The sequence below is a fragment of the Brachybacterium sp. p3-SID1565 genome, assembly GCF_025143785.1.
GTDB classification, from domain to species: Bacteria; Actinomycetota; Actinomycetes; order Actinomycetales; family Dermabacteraceae; genus Brachybacterium; species Brachybacterium epidermidis.
In genome coordinates, this window is the sequence record NZ_JAMBDS010000017.1 from 1 (window position 1) to 16,826 (window position 16,826).

Consider the following 16,826-nt stretch of genomic DNA (forward strand, 5'->3'; position numbering starts at 1 on the left):
CCTGGACCTGACCACCCGGCGGTGACGGGCGGGTACGGCGCCAGCGCCCGGGGGGGGGGCCCGCCCCCCGGCCCCCCCCCACGGGCGCGTACCCTGTCGGGGTGAAGGATTTCGAGGCCCTGTTCGCCGAGCTCACCGAGAAGGCCCGCACCCGGCCGGAGGGCTCCGGCACCGTGCGTGAGCTCGACTCCGGTGTGCACGGCATCGGCAAGAAGATCGTGGAGGAGGCGGCGGAGGTCTGGATGGCCTGTGAGCACGAGTCGCTCGAGGATGCCGCCACCGAGATCAGCCAGCTGCTGTACCACCTGCAGGTGATGATGATCGCCAAGGGCATCACCCTCGAGGACGTCTACCGGCGCCTCTGAGCAGGACTCCAGGTCCGCGAACGCGAGCCTGTCCTCCCGCCGGCCCCGCCCGGCACCCGTCGACACCCCGTCCCTGCCCACCCCCGACCCCTCGCCCTCCCCGGGCGACCCAGGAGAGTTCCCGTGCTGCGCATCGCCGTCCCCAACAAGGGCGCACTGTCCGAGCCCGCTGCTGAGCTGCTGCAGGAGGCCGGCTACCGCCGCCGCGGCATGGCCAAGGAGCTCGTGGTGGTGGACCACGAGAACGACGTGGAGCTGTTCCACCTGCGCCCGCGCGACATCGCCGTGTACGTGGGCTCGGGCACCGTGGACGTGGGCATCACCGGCCAGGACATGCTGCTGGACTCCCGCACCCCGGCCACCGAGATCCTGCCGCTGGGCTTCGCCCGCTCCACCTTCCGCTTCGCGGCCCCCGTGGGCGAGCACAGCGACGTCACCAGCCTCGAGGGCACCCGCATCGCCACCAGCTACGAGAACCTGGTCGGCGATCACCTGGCGGGGCACGGCATCAACGCCGAGGTGGTCCACCTGGACGGAGCGGTCGAGTCCTCGATCCGCCTGGGAGTGGCCGATGTGATCGCCGACGTGGTGGAGACCGGCACCACCCTGCGGCAGGCCGGCCTGGAACCCTTCGGCGAGCCCATCATGACCAGCCAGGCAGTGCTGTTCTCCCGTCCCGGCATGAAGCTGGACGAGACCACCGCCCACACCCTCGAGGTGCTCGAGCGCCGCATCCGGGGCGTCCTCGTGGCCCGCGAGTACGTGCTTCTGGACTACGACATCCCCACCGCCCAGCTGGAGCGGGCCGTGACCATCACCCCCGGCTTCCAGTCGCCCACCGTATCCCCGCTGCACGGCGGGGAGTGGTCGGCCGTGCGCTCCATGGTGGAGCGTGCGCATGCCCATCGGATGATGGATGAGCTGTACGAAGTGGGCGCCCGCGCCATCCTGGTCACGGCGATCCAGGCCTGTCGGATCTGACGCTGTCGTGATGGATACCGCCGGCACTGTCGTGTTCCGCCCTCGCATGGTGCGGGCGGTGGGCTATGCGGTCGCCGTGATCATGCTGGCCGCGCTGGTGGGCGGAGCGATCCTGATACCGGGCTTCAGCCCCCTGGACCGCGCCGGCATGGTGATGGTCGGTGTCCTCGCGGCGCTCTTCTGCCACCTCCAGGCTTCCGTGCGCGTGGTGGCCGGCCCGCAGCAGCTCGAGGTGCGCAACCTCTTCCGCACCCGCACGGTCACCTGGCCGGAGGTGGTGGGCGTCAGCTTCCCCATGGGCGATCCCTGGGCACACCTGGACCTCGCCGATGGCAGCACCCTGGCCACCTGGGCCATCCAGCGGTCCGATGGCAAGCGCGGCATCGCCGATGCGCATCGCCTGGCGGCACTGGTGCGTGAGCGGGGCGAGGCCCCCGACCACGAGGGCTGAGATCGCGGCGCCCCGCGCGAGCGTGACGGCCTGATGTGCCCGCTCAGCAGTCCGTGGTGAGGGAGGCAGCGCAGCGCCCGGCCAGTGCGGCGTAGAGGAACGCCTCCGGATCCTCCCCCAGCCCACGGCCCATGGTCGACAGCCGTACCGGAAGTGCCTCGAGAGCGGCGATGAGCCCCTCGGCGCGGACGGGGGCCAGCTGATGTCGGCAGCCACGCTCGAGCGCCGGCCCGATGATCGCAGATTCCACCTGTTCGGTGACAGACATATGAAAAGCGCTGTACTCGTCATCGCTCGGGTCGAGCACCGGAAGGCGCAGGGGAGCCAGGGTGGCCCTGCCGAACATGGTCGCGCTGTGGTGGGACAGGCCCCGGTGGCGCGCCCTCGCATCGGCGCTCGAGACCCGCAGGGCCGCCACCGGCACCCCGCCCAGCACGTGGGCCGCGTGCACGGCCTCAGCGGCCTGCACCCCGGAGAACCCCCACCCGGTGCCGGTGCCCAGGTTGCCCGGCCCCTGGATCACCACGGCGACGTCGGCCCCTGCCACGTGCCGGGCACCCAGCAGGGCCGAATGCACCGTGACCGCCTCGAGATCCCCTCCGAAGGACTGACCGGCGCTGATGATCGCCGCCAGCAGACCCTGCTCTCGAAGGGTCGCGGCGGTCGCCGAGTAGGCGGCCGGGAGGGCCGCCGCATCGGTGTGGACGTAGACGATCCGGGCCAGCGGCGCCTCGGCCCGCACCCCGGCCACCACGGCCGGGAGGGAGGAGTGCAGATCCGCCACCACCACCGGCATGCCGTCCAGGCCTTCGGCGTGCTGAAGGATCTCGTAGTGCTCGGAGGCGGGGTCGTCGATGGCGTCGACCATGGTCTGCATCGGCGTGTACCGGGCCTTGACCATGTGCCCGGCGATCTCCTCCGCCGCTGGCAGGTGCGCGGGCCGGGCCACCACCATGGCCTCACCACCGGTGCCCAGGCCCCGTCGCAGCGCATTGGTGTTCAGCAGCACCTGCTCGCCGGTGCCCGGCTCCCCGGTGAGCTCGGGGTAGGCGAGCGCGCTCACCGTCTCCCCCGTGGCGTCGATCCGCACCAGCAGGCGGCGCACCCCCACCCAACCGGGGCGATGGTCGATCACGGTGGCACGTTCCCAGCGCAGCATGCGCCCAGCGTAGGTCGTCGCGGACCCCGGAGCGGTAGCCTGAGGCCGTGGCTGCCCGTGGTGTGGAACGACTGCTCAACGTGATCATGACGATCGGCTCGCGCCGACGGATCGATCGCTCAAAGCTCTTCCAGGTGATCCCTGACTATGCGGCCGCGCCCAGCGAGACGGCTGCGGAGCGCATGTTCGAGCGGGACAAGGCCGCCATCCTGGACCTGGGCCTGCCGCTGGTCAGCGAACCGGACGTGCTGGACGAGAACACCGTCTACTACCGCCTGGACACCACCCCCGGCCATGCCGTGCTCGACCTGACCACGCAGGAGTACACCGTGCTGCTGGCCGCCAGCCGCGCCTGGGACGATGCCGCCGCCGGGGGAGCGGCCCGAAGGGTGCGCTCCAAGCTGCTGAGCCTGGGGCACGATGCCGACCCGGACCTGCTGCGCCGTGCGCCCCGCGGCTCCGTGGAGTCCCTGCCGGTGCTGACCCCCCTGCTGGAGGCGGTCACCTCGGCCAGCGCGGTGAGCTTCGACTACCGTGCCACCACGGGTGCCCTCACCAGCCGCACGGTGGAGCCGTGGGTGGTGGGCGTCCACGACGGCCACTGGTACGTCCACGGCTACGACCGGGACCGCGAGGACGCCCGCGTGTTCCGCGCCTCCCGCATCGAGTCCTTCCCCCGCGTCGGAGGGGCCGCCACCCGGACCAGGCCGTCGCGAGTGGATCTCGCCGAGGTCCTGGGCAGGCTCCAGACCGGCGGGGACTCCGCCCCCGCCGTCATCGAGGCGTCCCCGTACAAGGCGCTCGAGCTGAGGGATCGTGCCGGCGCCCCGCTCGAGGCGAAGCGCTTCGAGACGCCCATCCTGCCCCGCTCGGCACTGCGCCGCCTGGTGCTGGGCTCCGCGCGCTGGACGACTCTGGTCGATCCTGCACCATGGAGGGCGGAGATCGCCCAGATCCTCTCTCGGATCGCCGAGCAGCACGAAGGACCCGGGGACCTCGCCGCCGTTCAGGCCGCTCCCGCACGGCCCGCGCCCAGGATCAGGGTCTCCGGCAGCGGGAGCGATCAGCTGTCCCGCCTGATCAGCGAGGCGTCCTACGTGCAGTCCCGTGATGAAGTGGACCTTGCCGAGCTGGCCCAGGCCCTCGGCATCAGCCAGCAGCAGCTCATCGCCGACCTGCAGGTGCTGTTCGTGTGCGGCGACATGGGAACCGGCTTCGAGGACCTGATCGAGGCCGAATGGGAACAGGGAACGGTGCGGGTGCGCAATGCCGAACCGCTGCGCAGGGCCCTGCGCCTGAGCGACGTCGAGGTCACCGCGCTGCTGGCGGGACTGGCCGCTCTCGAGCCCGCCGCCGGGGAGGAGGTGCGCCTGGTGGCCGCCGCCCGGCAGAAGCTGCTCGCAAGCCGCGACACGGTCACTGAGGGTGCAGATGCCGGCGCTCGCGCAGGAACCGCCGCACAGACCGGTCCAGAAGGCGTGACGCCGTCGGGAGCAGGGGAGGCGAGCGAAGTCAACGGGACGGGAGCGCAGCTGCCCGGCTCTCGCGCCGAGACCGTGCTCGGCGCCGTCCACCGCGCCCTGGCGGTCGATGACCCCGCCGACCCGTCCGGTGCACTGACCATCCGCTACTCCGCCCCGGACCGGCCGGGCACCTCGGTGAGACGGATCAGACCCGTGCGCATCGAGACCGACGGCATCCGCTCCTACCTGCGGGCGTACTGCGAGCTGGCCCAGGGGGAGCGCCGGTTCCGGCTGGACCGCGTGGTGGAGGTGCTCCCCGACGGCGCACCGCAGCACCCGGCGGATCCCGCTGAGGCGGGTGCGGCCCTGGACCTCTCCGGCGTGGTCGAGGGGGAGGTGTGGCTGCGCCTGGAGCCCGAGGCGCACTGGATCGCCGAGGCCTTCGATGCCCGTGAACTGCGTGAGGCGGGAACCGAGACACAGCCAGCCTCGTACGCTCGACTGGTGGACCCTCTGCGCTCCCCCCTGGTCGACGCGGTCCTCGAAGCCGCCGGTGCAGCCGACGTGGTCCATCCCACATCGCTCAGAGACACGATCGTGACCGTTTCGCGGACCTCCGAACTGCGGCATCGCGCCTCCGAAGCGCTACCCTGAGAGGGCCCGTCGCACGGCGGGCACGTCGCCGCTCCCGGGTACGACGCCGACACGGTCCGCTGTGGGACCATGGGCGCGCTCCCGCACACACGCGGCGCTTCTGAAAGGTGCTTTTTCATGGGAATGTTCCGCAACCCCTGGGCGATCGTCCTGCTGATCCTGCTCGTCGTGCTGCTGTTCGGCGCCGGCAAGCTGCCGGGTCTGGCACGCAACCTGGGCCAGTCGATGCGCATCTTCAAGAGCGAGGTCGAGGAGATGCGCGGTGATGATCGTGATGAGGACGAGGACCGCCACGGCGGCTCCCACCGTGCGCGCGATGACCACGACGACCGGTACCGCGATGACCGCGACCGTGACCGCTACCGCGATGATCGCGACGATCGTGATCGCCACCGCGAGTACGACCCCCGCGACCGCGAGGAGCTGGAGCGCGAGCCCGTGCGTGCGCGCGAGGACGACGACCTCTACCGTCGCGACTGAGCGGTCATCCGTTCGGCGGCCGAGCCGCTGAACGACAGGACGGGTCCGGCCGCAGCGCGACCGGACCCAGATTGTTGGGAGGAGCACACCCGTGGCCCGTGACAGCCAGGCACGCCGCACGCCGAAGAAGCGCAAGGAGAAGGACCCCGAGGGTCGGATGTCCCTCGGCGAGCACCTGACCGAGCTGCGCAATCGGCTGATGATCTGTGCCCTCGCCGTGCTGGTGCTCGCGATCGTCGGCTGGTTCCTGTTCCCCACGGTGTTCGAGGCGCTCCAGCGTCCCTTCCGCATCGCCTCCAAGGCAGGGATGGAGGCGGATCTGAACTTCCAGGGCGTCGCCACCGGGCTGAGCGTACGGCTGCAGATGTCCGCCTACCTGGGCCTGCTGCTGGCCGCACCGATCATCATGCTGCAGGCATGGCTGTTCATCATGCCGGGCCTGCACAAGAACGAGCGCAAGTACGCGCTGGGCTTCTTCGGTGCCGCGATCCCCCTGTTCTTCCTGGGCTGCGCCGCCGGGTACTGGGCCGTCAACCAGCTGGTGCCGGTGCTGCTCAGCTTCACCCCGGTCACCGATGGCGTCCAGCAGCTGATCAAGTACGACGAGTACCTCGCCCTGCTGGTCAAGACCATGCTCGCCTTCGGCATCGCCTTCGTGATGCCGGTGGTGCTGGTGCTGCTGAACTTCCTGGGCATCCTGCGGGGCCGTTCGATGCTGAAGGCCTGGCGCTGGGTGATCTTCCTGTGCTTCGCCTTCACCGCGATGATGGTGCCCACCCCGGATCCCTTCACCCTGATCGGCATGTCCGCCGCGATCTCCAGCCTCTTCTTCGCCGCCGTGTTCATCTCCATCTGGAACGACAAGCGACGGGACAAGAAGGAGGCCGAGGCCGCCCAGAGCCTGTCACCGGACCAGGCCAGCCGGATCGACCACCTCGTCGAACCGATCGACGCCCCCTCCCGCATCGACGAGCCGGAGAACAGGTGAGCCGACTCCGGGTAGGGCTGCTGTTCAACCCCACCGCAGCGCTCGGCACCGCTCACCGGGTGGGCCGCCAGGTGGGGAACCTGCTGCGCCTGTCCGGGATCTCCGTGGTGGACCTGTCCGGATCCTCCGCCCACGTGGCCCGGGCCCGTGCGCTCGAGGTGCGCGACACCCTCACCGCCCTGGTGGTCGTCGGCGGGGACGGCACGGTGTCCCTCGGGGCCGAGGTGGTGGCCGGCACCCCGGTGCGGCTGGGCGTGGTCCCGGCCGGAAGCGGCAACGACTTCGCCCGCGCCCTGGGACTGCCGGAGAACTCACCGGAGGAAGCCACCCGAGTGCTGCTGCACGCGCTGTCCCGGCCGGTGGTCACCATCGACGCCATCGAGATCACCTGCGCCTCCGAGCACGCGCTGCCCCACCGCTCCCTGGCGCTGGGCAATGTGAACCTCGGCTTCGACGCCCTGGTCAACGCACGCGCGAACAGCGCCTCCCGCGGCCACGCCGTCCGGTACTCCACCGCCGTGCTGCGTGAGCTGCCCTCGTTCCGACCCCTGCCGTACTGGATCCGCATCGACGACGGCGAGCGCATCGACCTGGACGCCTCCCTGATCTCCCTGTGCAGCTCCGGGGTGTTCGGCGGTGGCATGCGCATGGTGCCGGAGGCGCGGGTGGACGACGGCGTGCTGGAGCTGGTCACCCTGACCGGTATCGGCCGCACGAAGCTGCTGCGCTTCTTCCCCCGCGTGTTCAAGGGCACCCACACCAGCGTCGACGGCTTCGAGGTCCAGCCCGTGCGGAAGGTCACCGTGGGGCTGCGGGACGGTGGTCGCCTGCGCGCCTATGCCGACGGCGAGCCGCGCATCGAGCTGCCCATCACCGCCCGCGTGCTGCCCGGAGCCGTGCGGATCCTCGCCGACCTGGGCCGGAGCCAGCCGTGAACCCCACCTCGTCCTCGGACACCCCCTCGCCCGCCCAGCAGTACGCCCGCTGGGCCGCGGAGCGGCGCGAGCAGAAGGCGATCGAGGGCACCGAGCTGGCCGCCTTCACCGCGCGGTACCCCTTCGCCCTGGACGAGTTCCAGCTGGCATCCTGTCGGGTGCTCGAGCAGGGACGGTCGGTGCTGGTCGCAGCCCCCACGGGCGCCGGGAAGACGGTGGTGGGCGAGTTCGCGGTGCACCTGGCACTCGCCCAGGGGCGCAAAGTGTTCTACACCGCCCCCATCAAGGCGCTGTCCAACCAGAAGCATGCCGAACTCACCGAATGGCTCGGCGCGGAGCGGGTGGGTCTGCTCACCGGGGACACCTCCGTGCGGCCGGACGCGGACGTGGTGGTGATGACCACCGAGGTGCTGCGCAACATGCTGTACGCCGACTCCTCCCTCCTGGACGGACTCGGCTTCGTGGTGATGGACGAGGTCCACTACCTCGCCGATCGTCTGCGAGGCCCCGTCTGGGAGGAGGTCATCATCCACCTGGCCCCCTCGGTGCAGCTGGTGGCGCTCTCGGCCACCGTCTCCAATGCCGAGGAGTTCGGAGCCTGGCTGCAGGAGGTGCGCGGCTCCACCGAGATCGTGGTCTCCGAGACCCGCCCTGTGCCCCTGTGGCAGCACGTCATCATCGGCGACCAGATGCTGGACCTGTTCGTGGACGACTCCGGCGACCCCGTGATCTCCCACGGCCCCGGGGCCCGGTCCGATCGGCAGGTCAATCCGGAGCTGCACCGCCTCACCGCGCTGGCCACCCAGCTGCCGGAGCGCCACGGTCCTGACCGGGGTCGCCGCGGCGGCCTGCCCAGCCGCAGGGGCACCCGCGGCCGCCACCGGCCGCGCGGCTCCGCCCAGCGCCGACCCGAGCGCGAAGCCCGCCACGACCTGGACCGTCGGGACCACGACCACCGCGGGAGCCGCGACCACCGGGATGACCGGCGCAGCGGGGGAGGCGGCCGCATCGGGGGCGGCCAGCGCAGCCTGCGCCGACCCGAGGTGCTCGCCCTGCTGGATCAGCACGCCCTGCTGCCCGCGATCATGTTCATCTTCTCCCGGGCCGGCTGCGAGGCGGCGGTGCGGCAGTGCGCCCAGTCCCGGGTGCGGCTCACCAGTGAGCAGGAGCGCCGCGAGATCCGCGCCGTGCTCGACGAGGAGCTCTCGCTGATCCCCTACGAGGATGCCGAGATCCTGGGCGTGGCGGCCTTCCGCCGTGCGGCTCTGGACGGCTACGCCTGCCACCACGCGGGCATGCTGCCCCTGCTGAAGACGGTCGTGGAGCACCTGTTCGAACGCGGCCTGGTCAAGGCGGTGTTCGCCACTGAGACCCTGGCGCTGGGCATCAACATGCCGGCGCGCTCCGTGGTGCTGGAGAAGCTGGTCAAGTTCAACGGGGTCGAGCACGCCGACCTCACCCCCGGGGAGTACACCCAGCTCACCGGCCGCGCGGGCCGCCGCGGGATCGACACCGAGGGGCACGCGGTGGTGATGGCCGGCCCCCGCTTCGACGCCGACGCCGTCGCCTCCCTCGCCTCCCGACGCACCTACCCGCTGCGCTCCGCCTTCCGGCCCACCGCGAACATGGCGGTGAACCTGCTGGACCGCTTCGACCTGGCTCGTGCCCGGGAGACCCTCGAGACCAGCTTCGCCCAGTTCCAGGCCGACCGCTCCGTGGTGGGACTGGCCAGGCGCGCCCGGGAGCTGGAGGAGACGGCCGAGTCCTACCGCCAGGCCATGGAGTGCGACCGCGGGGACCTCGTGGAGTACGCCGACATCCGCGAGCGCATGAGCGAGCGGGAGAAGTCGCTGTCGCGCGCTCGGGCCGGCGCCGACCGCGACCGCACCCGGTCCACCCTGCGCAGCCTGCAGCGCGGCGACGTGCTGGCCCTGCCCGGCGGCAAGCGCCGCGGCTACGCCGTGGTGCTGCACGTGGACCGCGAGGTGCTCGGCGGCCCCCAGGTGCAGGTGCTGGACACCGAGGCCCGCCTGCGCAGCATCCGTCCCGGAGACCTGCCCTCGCCGCCCGCCGTGATCGACAGCCTTCGCCTGCCCCGCCCCGAGAAGCTCGGCAGCGGCAAGGTGCGCAAGGACACCGCCGCGGCACTGCGCCAGCGCCTGGCCGGCCACGACGACGACCCGCGGCGCGAAGTGCGGCGGAAGGCAGGCCGCACACCGTCCACCGCCGCCACCGACGAGACGCTGATCGCTCTGCGCGATCAGCTCGCCGCCCACCCCTGCGCCGACTGCCCGGAGCTGGAGTCCCACCTGCGCTGGGTGAACCGGTGGCGCTCCACCCGCCGCGACCTGGCCGGCGTGTACCGCCGCATCGAGGGCCGCACCAGCTCCCTGGCCAAGCAGTTCGATCTGCTCACCGGGCTGCTGGAGGAGCTGGGGTACCTGACCCGGGCAGGGGAGGGAGAGCTTGAGCCCACCGAGCGCGGGCTGCGCTTGCGACGCATCTTCAGCGACCGCGACCTGCTGATCGCCGAATGCCTCGAGCACGGCGCATGGGAGGGCCTGGACGCGGCGGGCCTGGCCGCCGTGGTCTCCGCCGCCGTCCACGAGACCCGGCGGGACGAGGGCAGGGCGCCCGAGCTGATCGACGATCCCGCCGTGGAGGCCGCCCTGATCGCCTCGGGCGAGATCGCCGCGCAGCTGCAGGCCGCCGAGTCCCGCCACGGCGTCGATGCCACGCCGCCGCCCGATCCCGCCGTGGCGGCCGTGGTGCACCGCTGGGCGCGTGGCATGCACTTCGCCGCGGCCCTGGAGGGCTCCGACCTGCCGCCCGGGGACTTCGTGCGCCACTGCCGGCAGGTGGTGGACCTGCTGGACCAGCTGACCCCCGACGAACGCCTGGGCGCCACCGCCCGGGCCGCCATCGCCGCCGTGCGCCGCGGGCTGGTGGCACAGGAGATCGATCGATGAGCCCCACCGCTCCCGCCCAGCTGTACACCGGGATCGTGCTGTACTCGACCGCGGATCCGGAGGCCTCCGCGATGCTCGTGGCCGATGGCCTCATCGCCTGGACCGGACCGGAGGACTCCGCCCGGGTGCTGCACCCTGGTGCCCAGGTGATCGAGGCGACCGGCTGCCTGCTCACCCCCGGCTTCGTCGACGCCTCCGCCAGCGCCGACGGCACCTTGCCCGATCCCGATCAGGAGCAGACCGCCCTCGCCCGCGGCATCGTACGCCGCCTCCCTGGCGGCAGCGCGGCCGGCGCCTCCGAGGGCGTGCGGGTGGTGGCCCCGCTCGCCGAGCGCGTCGACTACCGGTCCCTGCTGGCCGACGGCGTGCCGCTGGCCTTCGGCTCCGCCGGAGTGGCCGAGCACGCCGACCCGTGGGCATGGGTGCGTGCCGCCGCTCAGCAGGGCCCGGTGGAGAGCCGCATCAGTGATCGCGCCGCGTTCCTGGCCGCCACCCGCGGTGGGCACCGTGCCGCTGGCGATCGCGCCCCGGGCTCCCTGCTCACCGGGACCGAGGCCACCTTCGTGGTGTGGGAGCCCTGGGACCTCACGGTCCGGGGCCAGGGTGAGCAGTTCGAGACCTGGTCCACGGATCCGCGCGCCCGCACCCCGCTGCTCCCGGACCTCGCCCAGGGCGCGCCGCGCGCGCTGCGCACCGTGGTGCGCGGGACCGTGGCGCACGACGAGATGGGTGGGCGGATCTCGTGAAACGTCGACAGCCCCGCGAGGAGGTCACCGCCACGCCCTGGCCCGTGGCACTGCTGTGCGGTGCGGCCGGGGGCGTGCTGGCGCTGCTGGCCTTCCCCCCGTACGACCTGTGGATGCTGATGCCGGTGGCGCTGGCGCTGCTGTCGATCGGAGTGCTCACCCGGTCCTTCCTGCCCGCGCTGCTGTCGTCCCTGGCCTGGGGGCTCGCCTTCTTCGTGCCCCTGACGGAGTGGGCGAACACCTATGCCGGCACCATGCCGTGGCTGGCGCTGGGTGTGGTGCAGTCGCTGTACATCGTGCTGTACGGGCTGCTGGCACGCACCGTGATGGTGCGCCGCGGTCTCGGTGCCGGGTCCCTGGTGGTGGTCAGCGCGCTGTGGGTGGCGGTGGAGACGCTGCGCAGCCACGTCCCGTGGGGCGGGCTTCCGTGGGGCGCGACGGGCTTCGCCCTGGCGGATTCGCCCCTGCTGAACCTCGGGCCCTGGATCGGGATGGCGGGAATGGCGCTGGTGGTGGCCGCCCTGGGCCAGCTTCTGGTCCACGGAGTGCTGTGCGTGCTGGGCCGGCGCCGCCGCGGCCTGGGCGGCCTCGCCGGGGTGTGGCCCCTGGCTATGGCGGTCGCGGCGGTGCTGGCCACCATGGTGGTCCCGCACCCGGTCAACCGCGCCCCCGACGACCGACCGTCCATGACGGTGGCAGGGGCGCAGGGCTCCATGGATCCCATCGACCCGGGGTCGATGGCCATGCCCGAGGGTGTGTTCGAGAACCACCTCGAGGTGACCCACGACGTCACCGCCGCCACCCAGGAGCAGGGGCGGCAGCTCGAGCTGATCGTCTGGCCGGAGGACTCCACCGCCTACGACCCCCGCCTGGACCCGTACCGCGGTGAGGCACTGACCGACGCCGCCCAGCAGGCGGGTGCCCCCATCCTGGTGGGCACCCAGACCCCGGTGGGGGAGGAGCACCGCTACAACCACTCGGTGCTGTGGACCGCCGACGGTGAGACCCCCTACGTGTACGCGAAGCGCCACCCCGTGCCCTTCGGCGAGTTCGTCCCCGCCCGGGACTTCTTCCGCATGATCACCGACAAGGTGGACCTGGTGGGCCGGGACATGCTCCCCGGCACCGAGGTGGGCGTGATGGACCTGCAGGAGCTGGGGCTGGGGGAGGGCCGTGTGGGGGTGCTGATCTGCTTCGAGATCGCCTACGACACCCTGACCATCGACACGGTGCGCGAGGGCGCCGAGCTGGTGGTGGTGCAGTCCAACAACGCCCTGTTCGGCGACTCCCACGAGGCCGTGCAGCAGTTGGCCGAGGCCAAGGTGCTGGCCGTGGTCACCGGACGCAGCGTGGTGCACGTGTCCACCGTGGGCCATTCCGCGATCTTCGGGCCGGAGGGACGGCGCCTGGACTTCGTGGACCACTGGGAGCAGGGTGCAGTGATCGCGGAGGTGCCGCTGCGCACCGGGATCACCCCGGCCGTCGCCGGCGGCATCTGGATCGCCATCGGCATCAGCGCCGTGGGGCTGCTGGGCTGGCTGGGGGCGCTGACCGGACCGCGCCGAGGAGTGCTGCGCCACGTGCCGGCGGTCGCGGGCCGGGGAGAGGGCAGCAGCCGCTCACGGGCGGGCGTGCAGGACGGGAGGAGCAGCCGATGAGCGCACCGGAGCAGCGAGTGCTGGTGGTGATCCCCACCTACGACGAGCGTGCGGCGCTCCCGGGCACTCTGAGGCGCCTTCGCACCTCGGTCCCGGCGGCGCACGTCCTGATCGCTGACGACGCCTCCCCGGACGGCACCGGGCAGTGGGCCGACGGTGCGGCCGAGCGCGATGACCACGTGCACGTGCTGCACCGGGCCGGCAAGGAGGGACTGGGACCCGCGTACCTGGCCGGTTTCGCCTGGGGCCTCGAACGGGGCTACGACGTGCTGGTCGAGATGGATGCCGACGCCTCCCACCGCCCCGAGCAGCTGCCGCGGCTGCTGGACGCCGTCGCTGAAGGGGCCGACCTGGTGATCGGCTCGCGGTGGGTTCCCGGTGGCAGTGTCCACGACTGGCCGCTGCGCCGGCTCGTGCTCTCCCGCGGCGCGAACCTCTACGCCGGGATGCTGATGGGCCTGGAGGTGCGCGATGCCACCGCCGGTTTCCGAGCCTTCCGCGCCCCCCTGCTGCGCCGCCTGATGGAGCAGCAGGTCGCCTCCCAGGGGTACTGCTTCCAGGTGGACATGACACGTCGGGCCCGGGATCTCGGGGCCGACATCCGGGAGGTCCCCATCGACTTCGACGAACGTGCGGAGGGGGCCAGCAAGATGAGCTCCGCGATCGTGCGGGAGGCCCTGGTCAAGGTGACCGCGTGGGGGCTGGGCCATCGCGCCCAGCAGGTGCTCGGGGCGCTGGGCTACCCTGGGCGCGGTCCGACACGAGGGGAGACGCCGTGAGCACTGCATCGCACCGCACACCGCCGGCCGACGCCGGCCGCGAGCGCCCCGGCGGCTCCCGGCGCGAGGGCCCCCGCTGGTCCGCCTGGCTGCCGATCGCCTTCGTGGTGCTGGGCGTCCTCGAGCTGGCCATCCTCATCATCATCGGTGTCAACACCAGCCTGTGGTGGTCCGTGCTGATCGTGGTGCTGGGCTGGATCATCGGGGTGGCCCTGCTGATCGCCGCCGGCCAGCAGTCCTTCGTCCGCCTGAGCTCCCTGGTGCGCGCGGTGCGGGGCAGGGGGGACGTGCAGGATCATCTCTCGCGCCCGATGTTCACCGTTCTCGCAGCGTTCGCGTTCTTCTTCCCCGGCCTCATCACCGACGTCATCGGGGTGGTCCTGCTGCTCACCCCGGTGCAGCGCCGAACCGTGAAGGCCATGGGCCTCGGCAGCGGTTCCACGGGTGCTCGAAGCGTGCTCTACCGCCGTTCCAGCGGGGGCGTCATCGATGGTGAGATCGTGCTGAACGCGGAGCCCACGGATCGCCCGGGCACACATGACGAGGGCGGGGCCGACGGCTCCCGCCGTTCGACCCCGCCCTCGATCACTCAGGACTGAGCGCGCACCTCACAGGGTGCGGCTGGAGTGCAGCTTCCCTGCCCGCAGCAGCTCCAGGCGCTGGTCGAGAAGCACCTGCAGGTCCTTCTCCTCGCGGCGCTCCAGCAGCATGTCCCAGTGGGTGCGCTGCGGCTTGCCAGGCTTCTCCTCGGGCTTCTCGTGGTCACGCAGCACCGCGGTGGCGCCGCAGCGGCACTCCCAGACGGCGGGCACGTCGGCCTCCACCGAGAAGGGAAGCACGATGTTGTGTCCGTTGGGGCAGTCGTAGACGGCCTCCTGGCGCGGTGCGGCGAGAACGCCCTCGTCGGTCTCCATGGAGAGGGAGCCCAGACGGGTGCCTCGCAGGCTGCGGCTGTTCATGCGGTTCTCGCTTCCTGCCGGCGGGGGCGCGGTGCCGCGCCATGCCTGCCGGTGCTTCGGGGATTGAGGTCTGAGGGGTGCAACGCCGGGCGCCCGGATTCTGTTCCCGACTGGTGCCGCGCCCAACCAGGGCGTCAGGACGACCCGGTGGCTGCACGGTGCGGTGAACCGGTCGCGTCCAGCAGGTCGCCCAACCGGTCGACACGGTTGGTGATAATACCATCCACCCCCATGACCAGCAGGTCCTTCATGGCGGGGATCTCGTCGATCGTCCACACGTGGACCTCGCAGCCGGCGCGGTGCGCAGCTGCCACGGTGCGCCGTGTCACCACAGGCACCTGCCGGTGGGAGACGGGCACCTGGAGTGCACCATAGGGGGCCAGCAGCCTGCGCACTGCGGCGGTGGGTGCTCCGGAGGCCACCAGGCCCAGGAACAGTGCGATCGCACGCCGTGAGGGGCTGCGCACAGGGGTGATGCCGGTGGCCTCCCGCACCTTCTCAACCGCCCGCGCGGTGACGGCGTCGTCGAATCCGGCCAGGCAGATGCGGTCGGCACTGCGCGTGCGGGCGATGGCGCGGACCGCCGGCTCGATCGCCGAGGGAGCCTTCACATCGATGTTCACCGGGAGGTCGGAGAACGTGCCCAGCACGTCCTCCAGGAGGGCCAGAGGCTCGTTCCCGGCCAGCCGCACCGCGCGTGCCTGCGTGTCGTCGAGGCTGTCGATCCGGCGGGCGTCACCGGCGACCCGCAGCAGGTCCTCGTCATGGAAGGCCAGTGCCAGGCCCTCGGCAGTGGCGCGGGTGTCGGTCTCCAGCATGTCGGCACCGGCGTCGACGGCGTCCTGGAAGGCTCGCATCGTGTTCTCCGCCCCGTCGAGGGCGAGACCCCGGTGCGCGATCCGCCGCGGGCGCGGGCCGGGGAGGAAGCGGGAGGGTGGATCCAGGGGCGCATCGGCCCTGTTGCTCGGCCCACCGGGCCGGGGGGAGTCAGTGCTGGGGGTGCTCGAGGAGCGCATCCTCTTCCTCCTCATCGCGGCTGCGGCGTCGTGCACGGGGCTCCCGTGCGGCACGGGAGGGGGTGCCGTCATCGTCGGACTCCTCCTGGATCAGGCGGTGGGTGCGGTAGACCAGGGCCGCCGGGAAGAACAGGGCGAAGATCCACCACTGGAACGCGTAGGACAGGTGCGGGCCCAGGGAGGTGTCCGGGGGCTCCAGGGCAGTGGGCTTGTCCGCAGGCGGATCCTCCGAGACCAGGCTGCCGTAGGCCCCCGTCACCAGATCCGCATCGAGATCCCCGAACTGCTCCGCAGGAAGCACCGAGGCGATCTGCTCCGGCGCCACCGAGTGGACCTGCCCGCGCGGGTTGCCGCGGCGCTCGAGCGGGGGTTCGGCCGGTCGCAGTCGCACCGTGATGGTCCGCTGCCCCTCGGGAACGGACGGCGGATCGGCCGGGGCGGAGTCCTGGTCGTGGGCGGTCACCCATCCCCGCACCACCAGCAGCACAGTGCCGTCATCGGCCTCGAAGGGGACCAGCTGCCAGAACCCGACCTGGGAGCCCTGGGTGCGGTTGCGCACGTACAGCTCGCAGGCGCGGTCGGTGCAGTACTGGCCCCGCAGCTGCACTGGAGTCCAGTCGTCCGCCGGGCCGAGACCGGCTGCCGGATCATCGAGCACCTGATCCAGGGCTACCGGCTCCGCGTCGTAGTTGGCCTCGACGATCCGGGCCTGGTCGCGGCGGTCCTCGAACCGGCCGTACTGCCACCGCCCCAGTCCTGCGCAGACGGCCATCGCCAGCAGTACGACGAGCAGCCCGACGAGGGTGTCGCGGCTGAGGAGGACTCGGCGCCGGGCGGACGGGGCGGCCTGGGACGAGGACGCCGTCATACGTCGCCCGGTGTGACCGGGAGGGCGGCACCGAGCCAGCCGGTCATCATGCCGGGCAGCTTCTCGACGGCGAAGTCGGTGAGCATCACGAACATCACCGCGGTCGCGGCGGCCAGAAGGAAGCCCAGCACGGTCGCCAGGATCGTCATCGCCAGCCGCAGCCGCGGACGGTTCTTCACCGGTTTCGCCGGGGGGAAGCCGTAGTCCTCGTCCTGCAGGTGGTTCTCTGACCACATGCCGGGATTCAGCACCGACACCGGATAGGTGTCCACCCGCGCCCGCGGGCGGGCGCCGCTGGCCGGGACGTCCTCCGACAGCTGCAGAGGCGGCTCCCCACGCGAGGGCAGCCGCTCAC

General features: G+C 71.9%; 17 protein-coding genes. 12 read left to right on the forward strand and 5 right to left on the reverse strand.

Annotated elements, in window-relative coordinates:
* Positions 1-101 precede the first annotated feature (101 nt).
* The 3 genes from M4D54_RS05860 to M4D54_RS05870 all read left to right on the forward strand — a co-directional run bounded on the left by M4D54_RS05860 (position 102) and on the right by M4D54_RS05870 (position 1,797).
* Positions 102-365 (forward strand): phosphoribosyl-ATP diphosphatase, encoded by a 264-nt coding sequence (locus tag M4D54_RS05860; RefSeq protein ID WP_193866379.1) that lies wholly within the window; start codon positions 102-104, stop codon positions 363-365.
* A gap of 123 nt (positions 366-488) precedes the next feature.
* Positions 489-1,346 carry an ATP phosphoribosyltransferase gene (hisG, locus tag M4D54_RS05865; protein WP_259890678.1) on the forward strand — a complete coding sequence of 286 codons (858 nt, stop codon included), beginning with the start codon at positions 489-491 and terminating at the stop codon, positions 1,344-1,346.
* Positions 1,347-1,356: 10 nt separating this feature from the next.
* Entirely contained in the window at positions 1,357-1,797 is a 441-nt protein-coding gene (locus tag M4D54_RS05870) for a PH domain-containing protein (protein WP_193866377.1), read from the forward strand.
* 43 nt (positions 1,798-1,840) lie between these two features.
* Here the strand turns inward: M4D54_RS05870 and M4D54_RS05875 are convergent, their stop codons facing one another.
* On the reverse strand, positions 1,841-2,956 hold the full coding sequence (locus M4D54_RS05875) for a DUF3866 family protein (RefSeq protein ID WP_259890679.1): 1,116 nt from the start codon (positions 2,954-2,956) through the stop codon (positions 1,841-1,843).
* Positions 2,957-3,003: 47 nt separating this feature from the next.
* Here M4D54_RS05875 and M4D54_RS05880 point away from each other — a divergent pair, with 47 nt between their 5' ends.
* The 9 genes from M4D54_RS05880 to M4D54_RS05920 all read left to right on the forward strand — a co-directional run bounded on the left by M4D54_RS05880 (position 3,004) and on the right by M4D54_RS05920 (position 14,227).
* The gene (locus M4D54_RS05880; RefSeq protein WP_259890680.1) at positions 3,004-5,073 is read left to right on the forward strand and encodes a WYL domain-containing protein; all 2,070 of its coding nucleotides are present in this window, start codon (positions 3,004-3,006) and stop codon (positions 5,071-5,073) included.
* A 117-nt stretch (positions 5,074-5,190) separates the two neighbouring features.
* Positions 5,191-5,553, forward strand: a complete 363-nt coding sequence (gene tatA / locus M4D54_RS05885; RefSeq protein ID WP_259890681.1) for a Sec-independent protein translocase subunit TatA — start codon at positions 5,191-5,193, stop codon at positions 5,551-5,553.
* A gap of 91 nt (positions 5,554-5,644) precedes the next feature.
* A complete protein-coding gene (gene tatC / locus M4D54_RS05890; RefSeq protein WP_259890682.1) occupies positions 5,645-6,541 on the forward strand; it encodes a twin-arginine translocase subunit TatC in 897 nt (298 codons plus the stop codon).
* Positions 6,538-7,476 (forward strand): diacylglycerol kinase family protein, encoded by a 939-nt coding sequence (locus M4D54_RS05895; RefSeq protein ID WP_259890683.1) that lies wholly within the window; start codon positions 6,538-6,540, stop codon positions 7,474-7,476. The genes tatC and M4D54_RS05895 overlap by 4 nt, the downstream gene beginning before the upstream one ends.
* A complete protein-coding gene (locus M4D54_RS05900) occupies positions 7,473-10,445 on the forward strand; it encodes an RNA helicase (RefSeq protein WP_259890685.1) in 2,973 nt (990 codons plus the stop codon). The genes M4D54_RS05895 and M4D54_RS05900 overlap by 4 nt, the downstream gene beginning before the upstream one ends.
* Complete coding sequence (locus M4D54_RS05905; protein ID WP_193866372.1) at positions 10,442-11,191, forward strand: hypothetical protein; 750 nt, start codon at positions 10,442-10,444, stop codon at positions 11,189-11,191. The genes M4D54_RS05900 and M4D54_RS05905 overlap by 4 nt, the downstream gene beginning before the upstream one ends.
* The gene (gene lnt / locus M4D54_RS05910) at positions 11,188-12,849 is read left to right on the forward strand and encodes an apolipoprotein N-acyltransferase (RefSeq protein WP_259890686.1); all 1,662 of its coding nucleotides are present in this window, start codon (positions 11,188-11,190) and stop codon (positions 12,847-12,849) included. Before M4D54_RS05905 ends, lnt begins: the two co-directional genes overlap by 4 nt.
* Entirely contained in the window at positions 12,846-13,628 is a 783-nt protein-coding gene (locus M4D54_RS05915; protein WP_259890688.1) for a polyprenol monophosphomannose synthase, read from the forward strand. The genes lnt and M4D54_RS05915 overlap by 4 nt, the downstream gene beginning before the upstream one ends.
* On the forward strand, positions 13,625-14,227 hold the full coding sequence (locus M4D54_RS05920; protein WP_259890689.1) for an FxsA family protein: 603 nt from the start codon (positions 13,625-13,627) through the stop codon (positions 14,225-14,227). Before M4D54_RS05915 ends, M4D54_RS05920 begins: the two co-directional genes overlap by 4 nt.
* Positions 14,228-14,236: 9 nt before the next feature.
* On the opposite strand, the gene M4D54_RS05925 is transcribed toward M4D54_RS05920, so the two are convergent.
* The 4 genes from M4D54_RS05925 to M4D54_RS05940 all read right to left on the reverse strand — a co-directional run bounded on the left by M4D54_RS05925 (position 14,237) and on the right by M4D54_RS05940 (position 16,707).
* Positions 14,237-14,587 (reverse strand): RNA polymerase-binding protein RbpA, encoded by a 351-nt coding sequence (locus M4D54_RS05925; protein WP_193866368.1) that lies wholly within the window; start codon positions 14,585-14,587, stop codon positions 14,237-14,239.
* A 134-nt stretch (positions 14,588-14,721) separates the two neighbouring features.
* Positions 14,722-15,603, reverse strand: coding sequence for a glycerophosphodiester phosphodiesterase family protein (locus tag M4D54_RS05930; RefSeq protein WP_259890690.1), 882 nt, complete (start codon positions 15,601-15,603; stop codon positions 14,722-14,724).
* Positions 15,575-16,471 (reverse strand): SURF1 family protein, encoded by an 897-nt coding sequence (locus M4D54_RS05935; protein ID WP_259890691.1) that lies wholly within the window; start codon positions 16,469-16,471, stop codon positions 15,575-15,577. Before M4D54_RS05935 ends, M4D54_RS05930 begins: the two co-directional genes overlap by 29 nt.
* A complete protein-coding gene (locus M4D54_RS05940; protein ID WP_228019699.1) occupies positions 16,468-16,707 on the reverse strand; it encodes a hypothetical protein in 240 nt (79 codons plus the stop codon). The genes M4D54_RS05935 and M4D54_RS05940 overlap by 4 nt, the downstream gene beginning before the upstream one ends.
* Between the last annotated feature and the right edge of the window lie 119 nt (positions 16,708-16,826).

Bases quoted from the DNA above. Each gene is read 5' to 3' on its own strand.
- M4D54_RS05940 (WP_228019699.1), bottom strand. From the start codon at position 16,707: ATGTGGTCAGAGAACCACCTGCAGGACGAGGACTACGGCTTCCCCCCG.
- M4D54_RS05905 (WP_193866372.1), top strand. From the start codon at position 10,442: ATGAGCCCCACCGCTCCCGCCCAGCTGTACACCGGGATCGTGCTGTAC.
- M4D54_RS05930 (WP_259890690.1), bottom strand. From the start codon at position 15,603: ATGCGCTCCTCGAGCACCCCCAGCACTGACTCCCCCCGGCCCGGTGGG.
- tatA (WP_259890681.1), top strand. From the start codon at position 5,191: ATGGGAATGTTCCGCAACCCCTGGGCGATCGTCCTGCTGATCCTGCTC.
- M4D54_RS05915 (WP_259890688.1), top strand. From the start codon at position 12,846: ATGAGCGCACCGGAGCAGCGAGTGCTGGTGGTGATCCCCACCTACGAC.
- M4D54_RS05870 (WP_193866377.1), top strand. From the start codon at position 1,357: ATGGATACCGCCGGCACTGTCGTGTTCCGCCCTCGCATGGTGCGGGCG.
- M4D54_RS05935 (WP_259890691.1), bottom strand. From the start codon at position 16,471: ATGACGGCGTCCTCGTCCCAGGCCGCCCCGTCCGCCCGGCGCCGAGTC.
- M4D54_RS05925 (WP_193866368.1), bottom strand. From the start codon at position 14,587: ATGAACAGCCGCAGCCTGCGAGGCACCCGTCTGGGCTCCCTCTCCATG.
- M4D54_RS05875 (WP_259890679.1), bottom strand. From the start codon at position 2,956: ATGCTGCGCTGGGAACGTGCCACCGTGATCGACCATCGCCCCGGTTGG.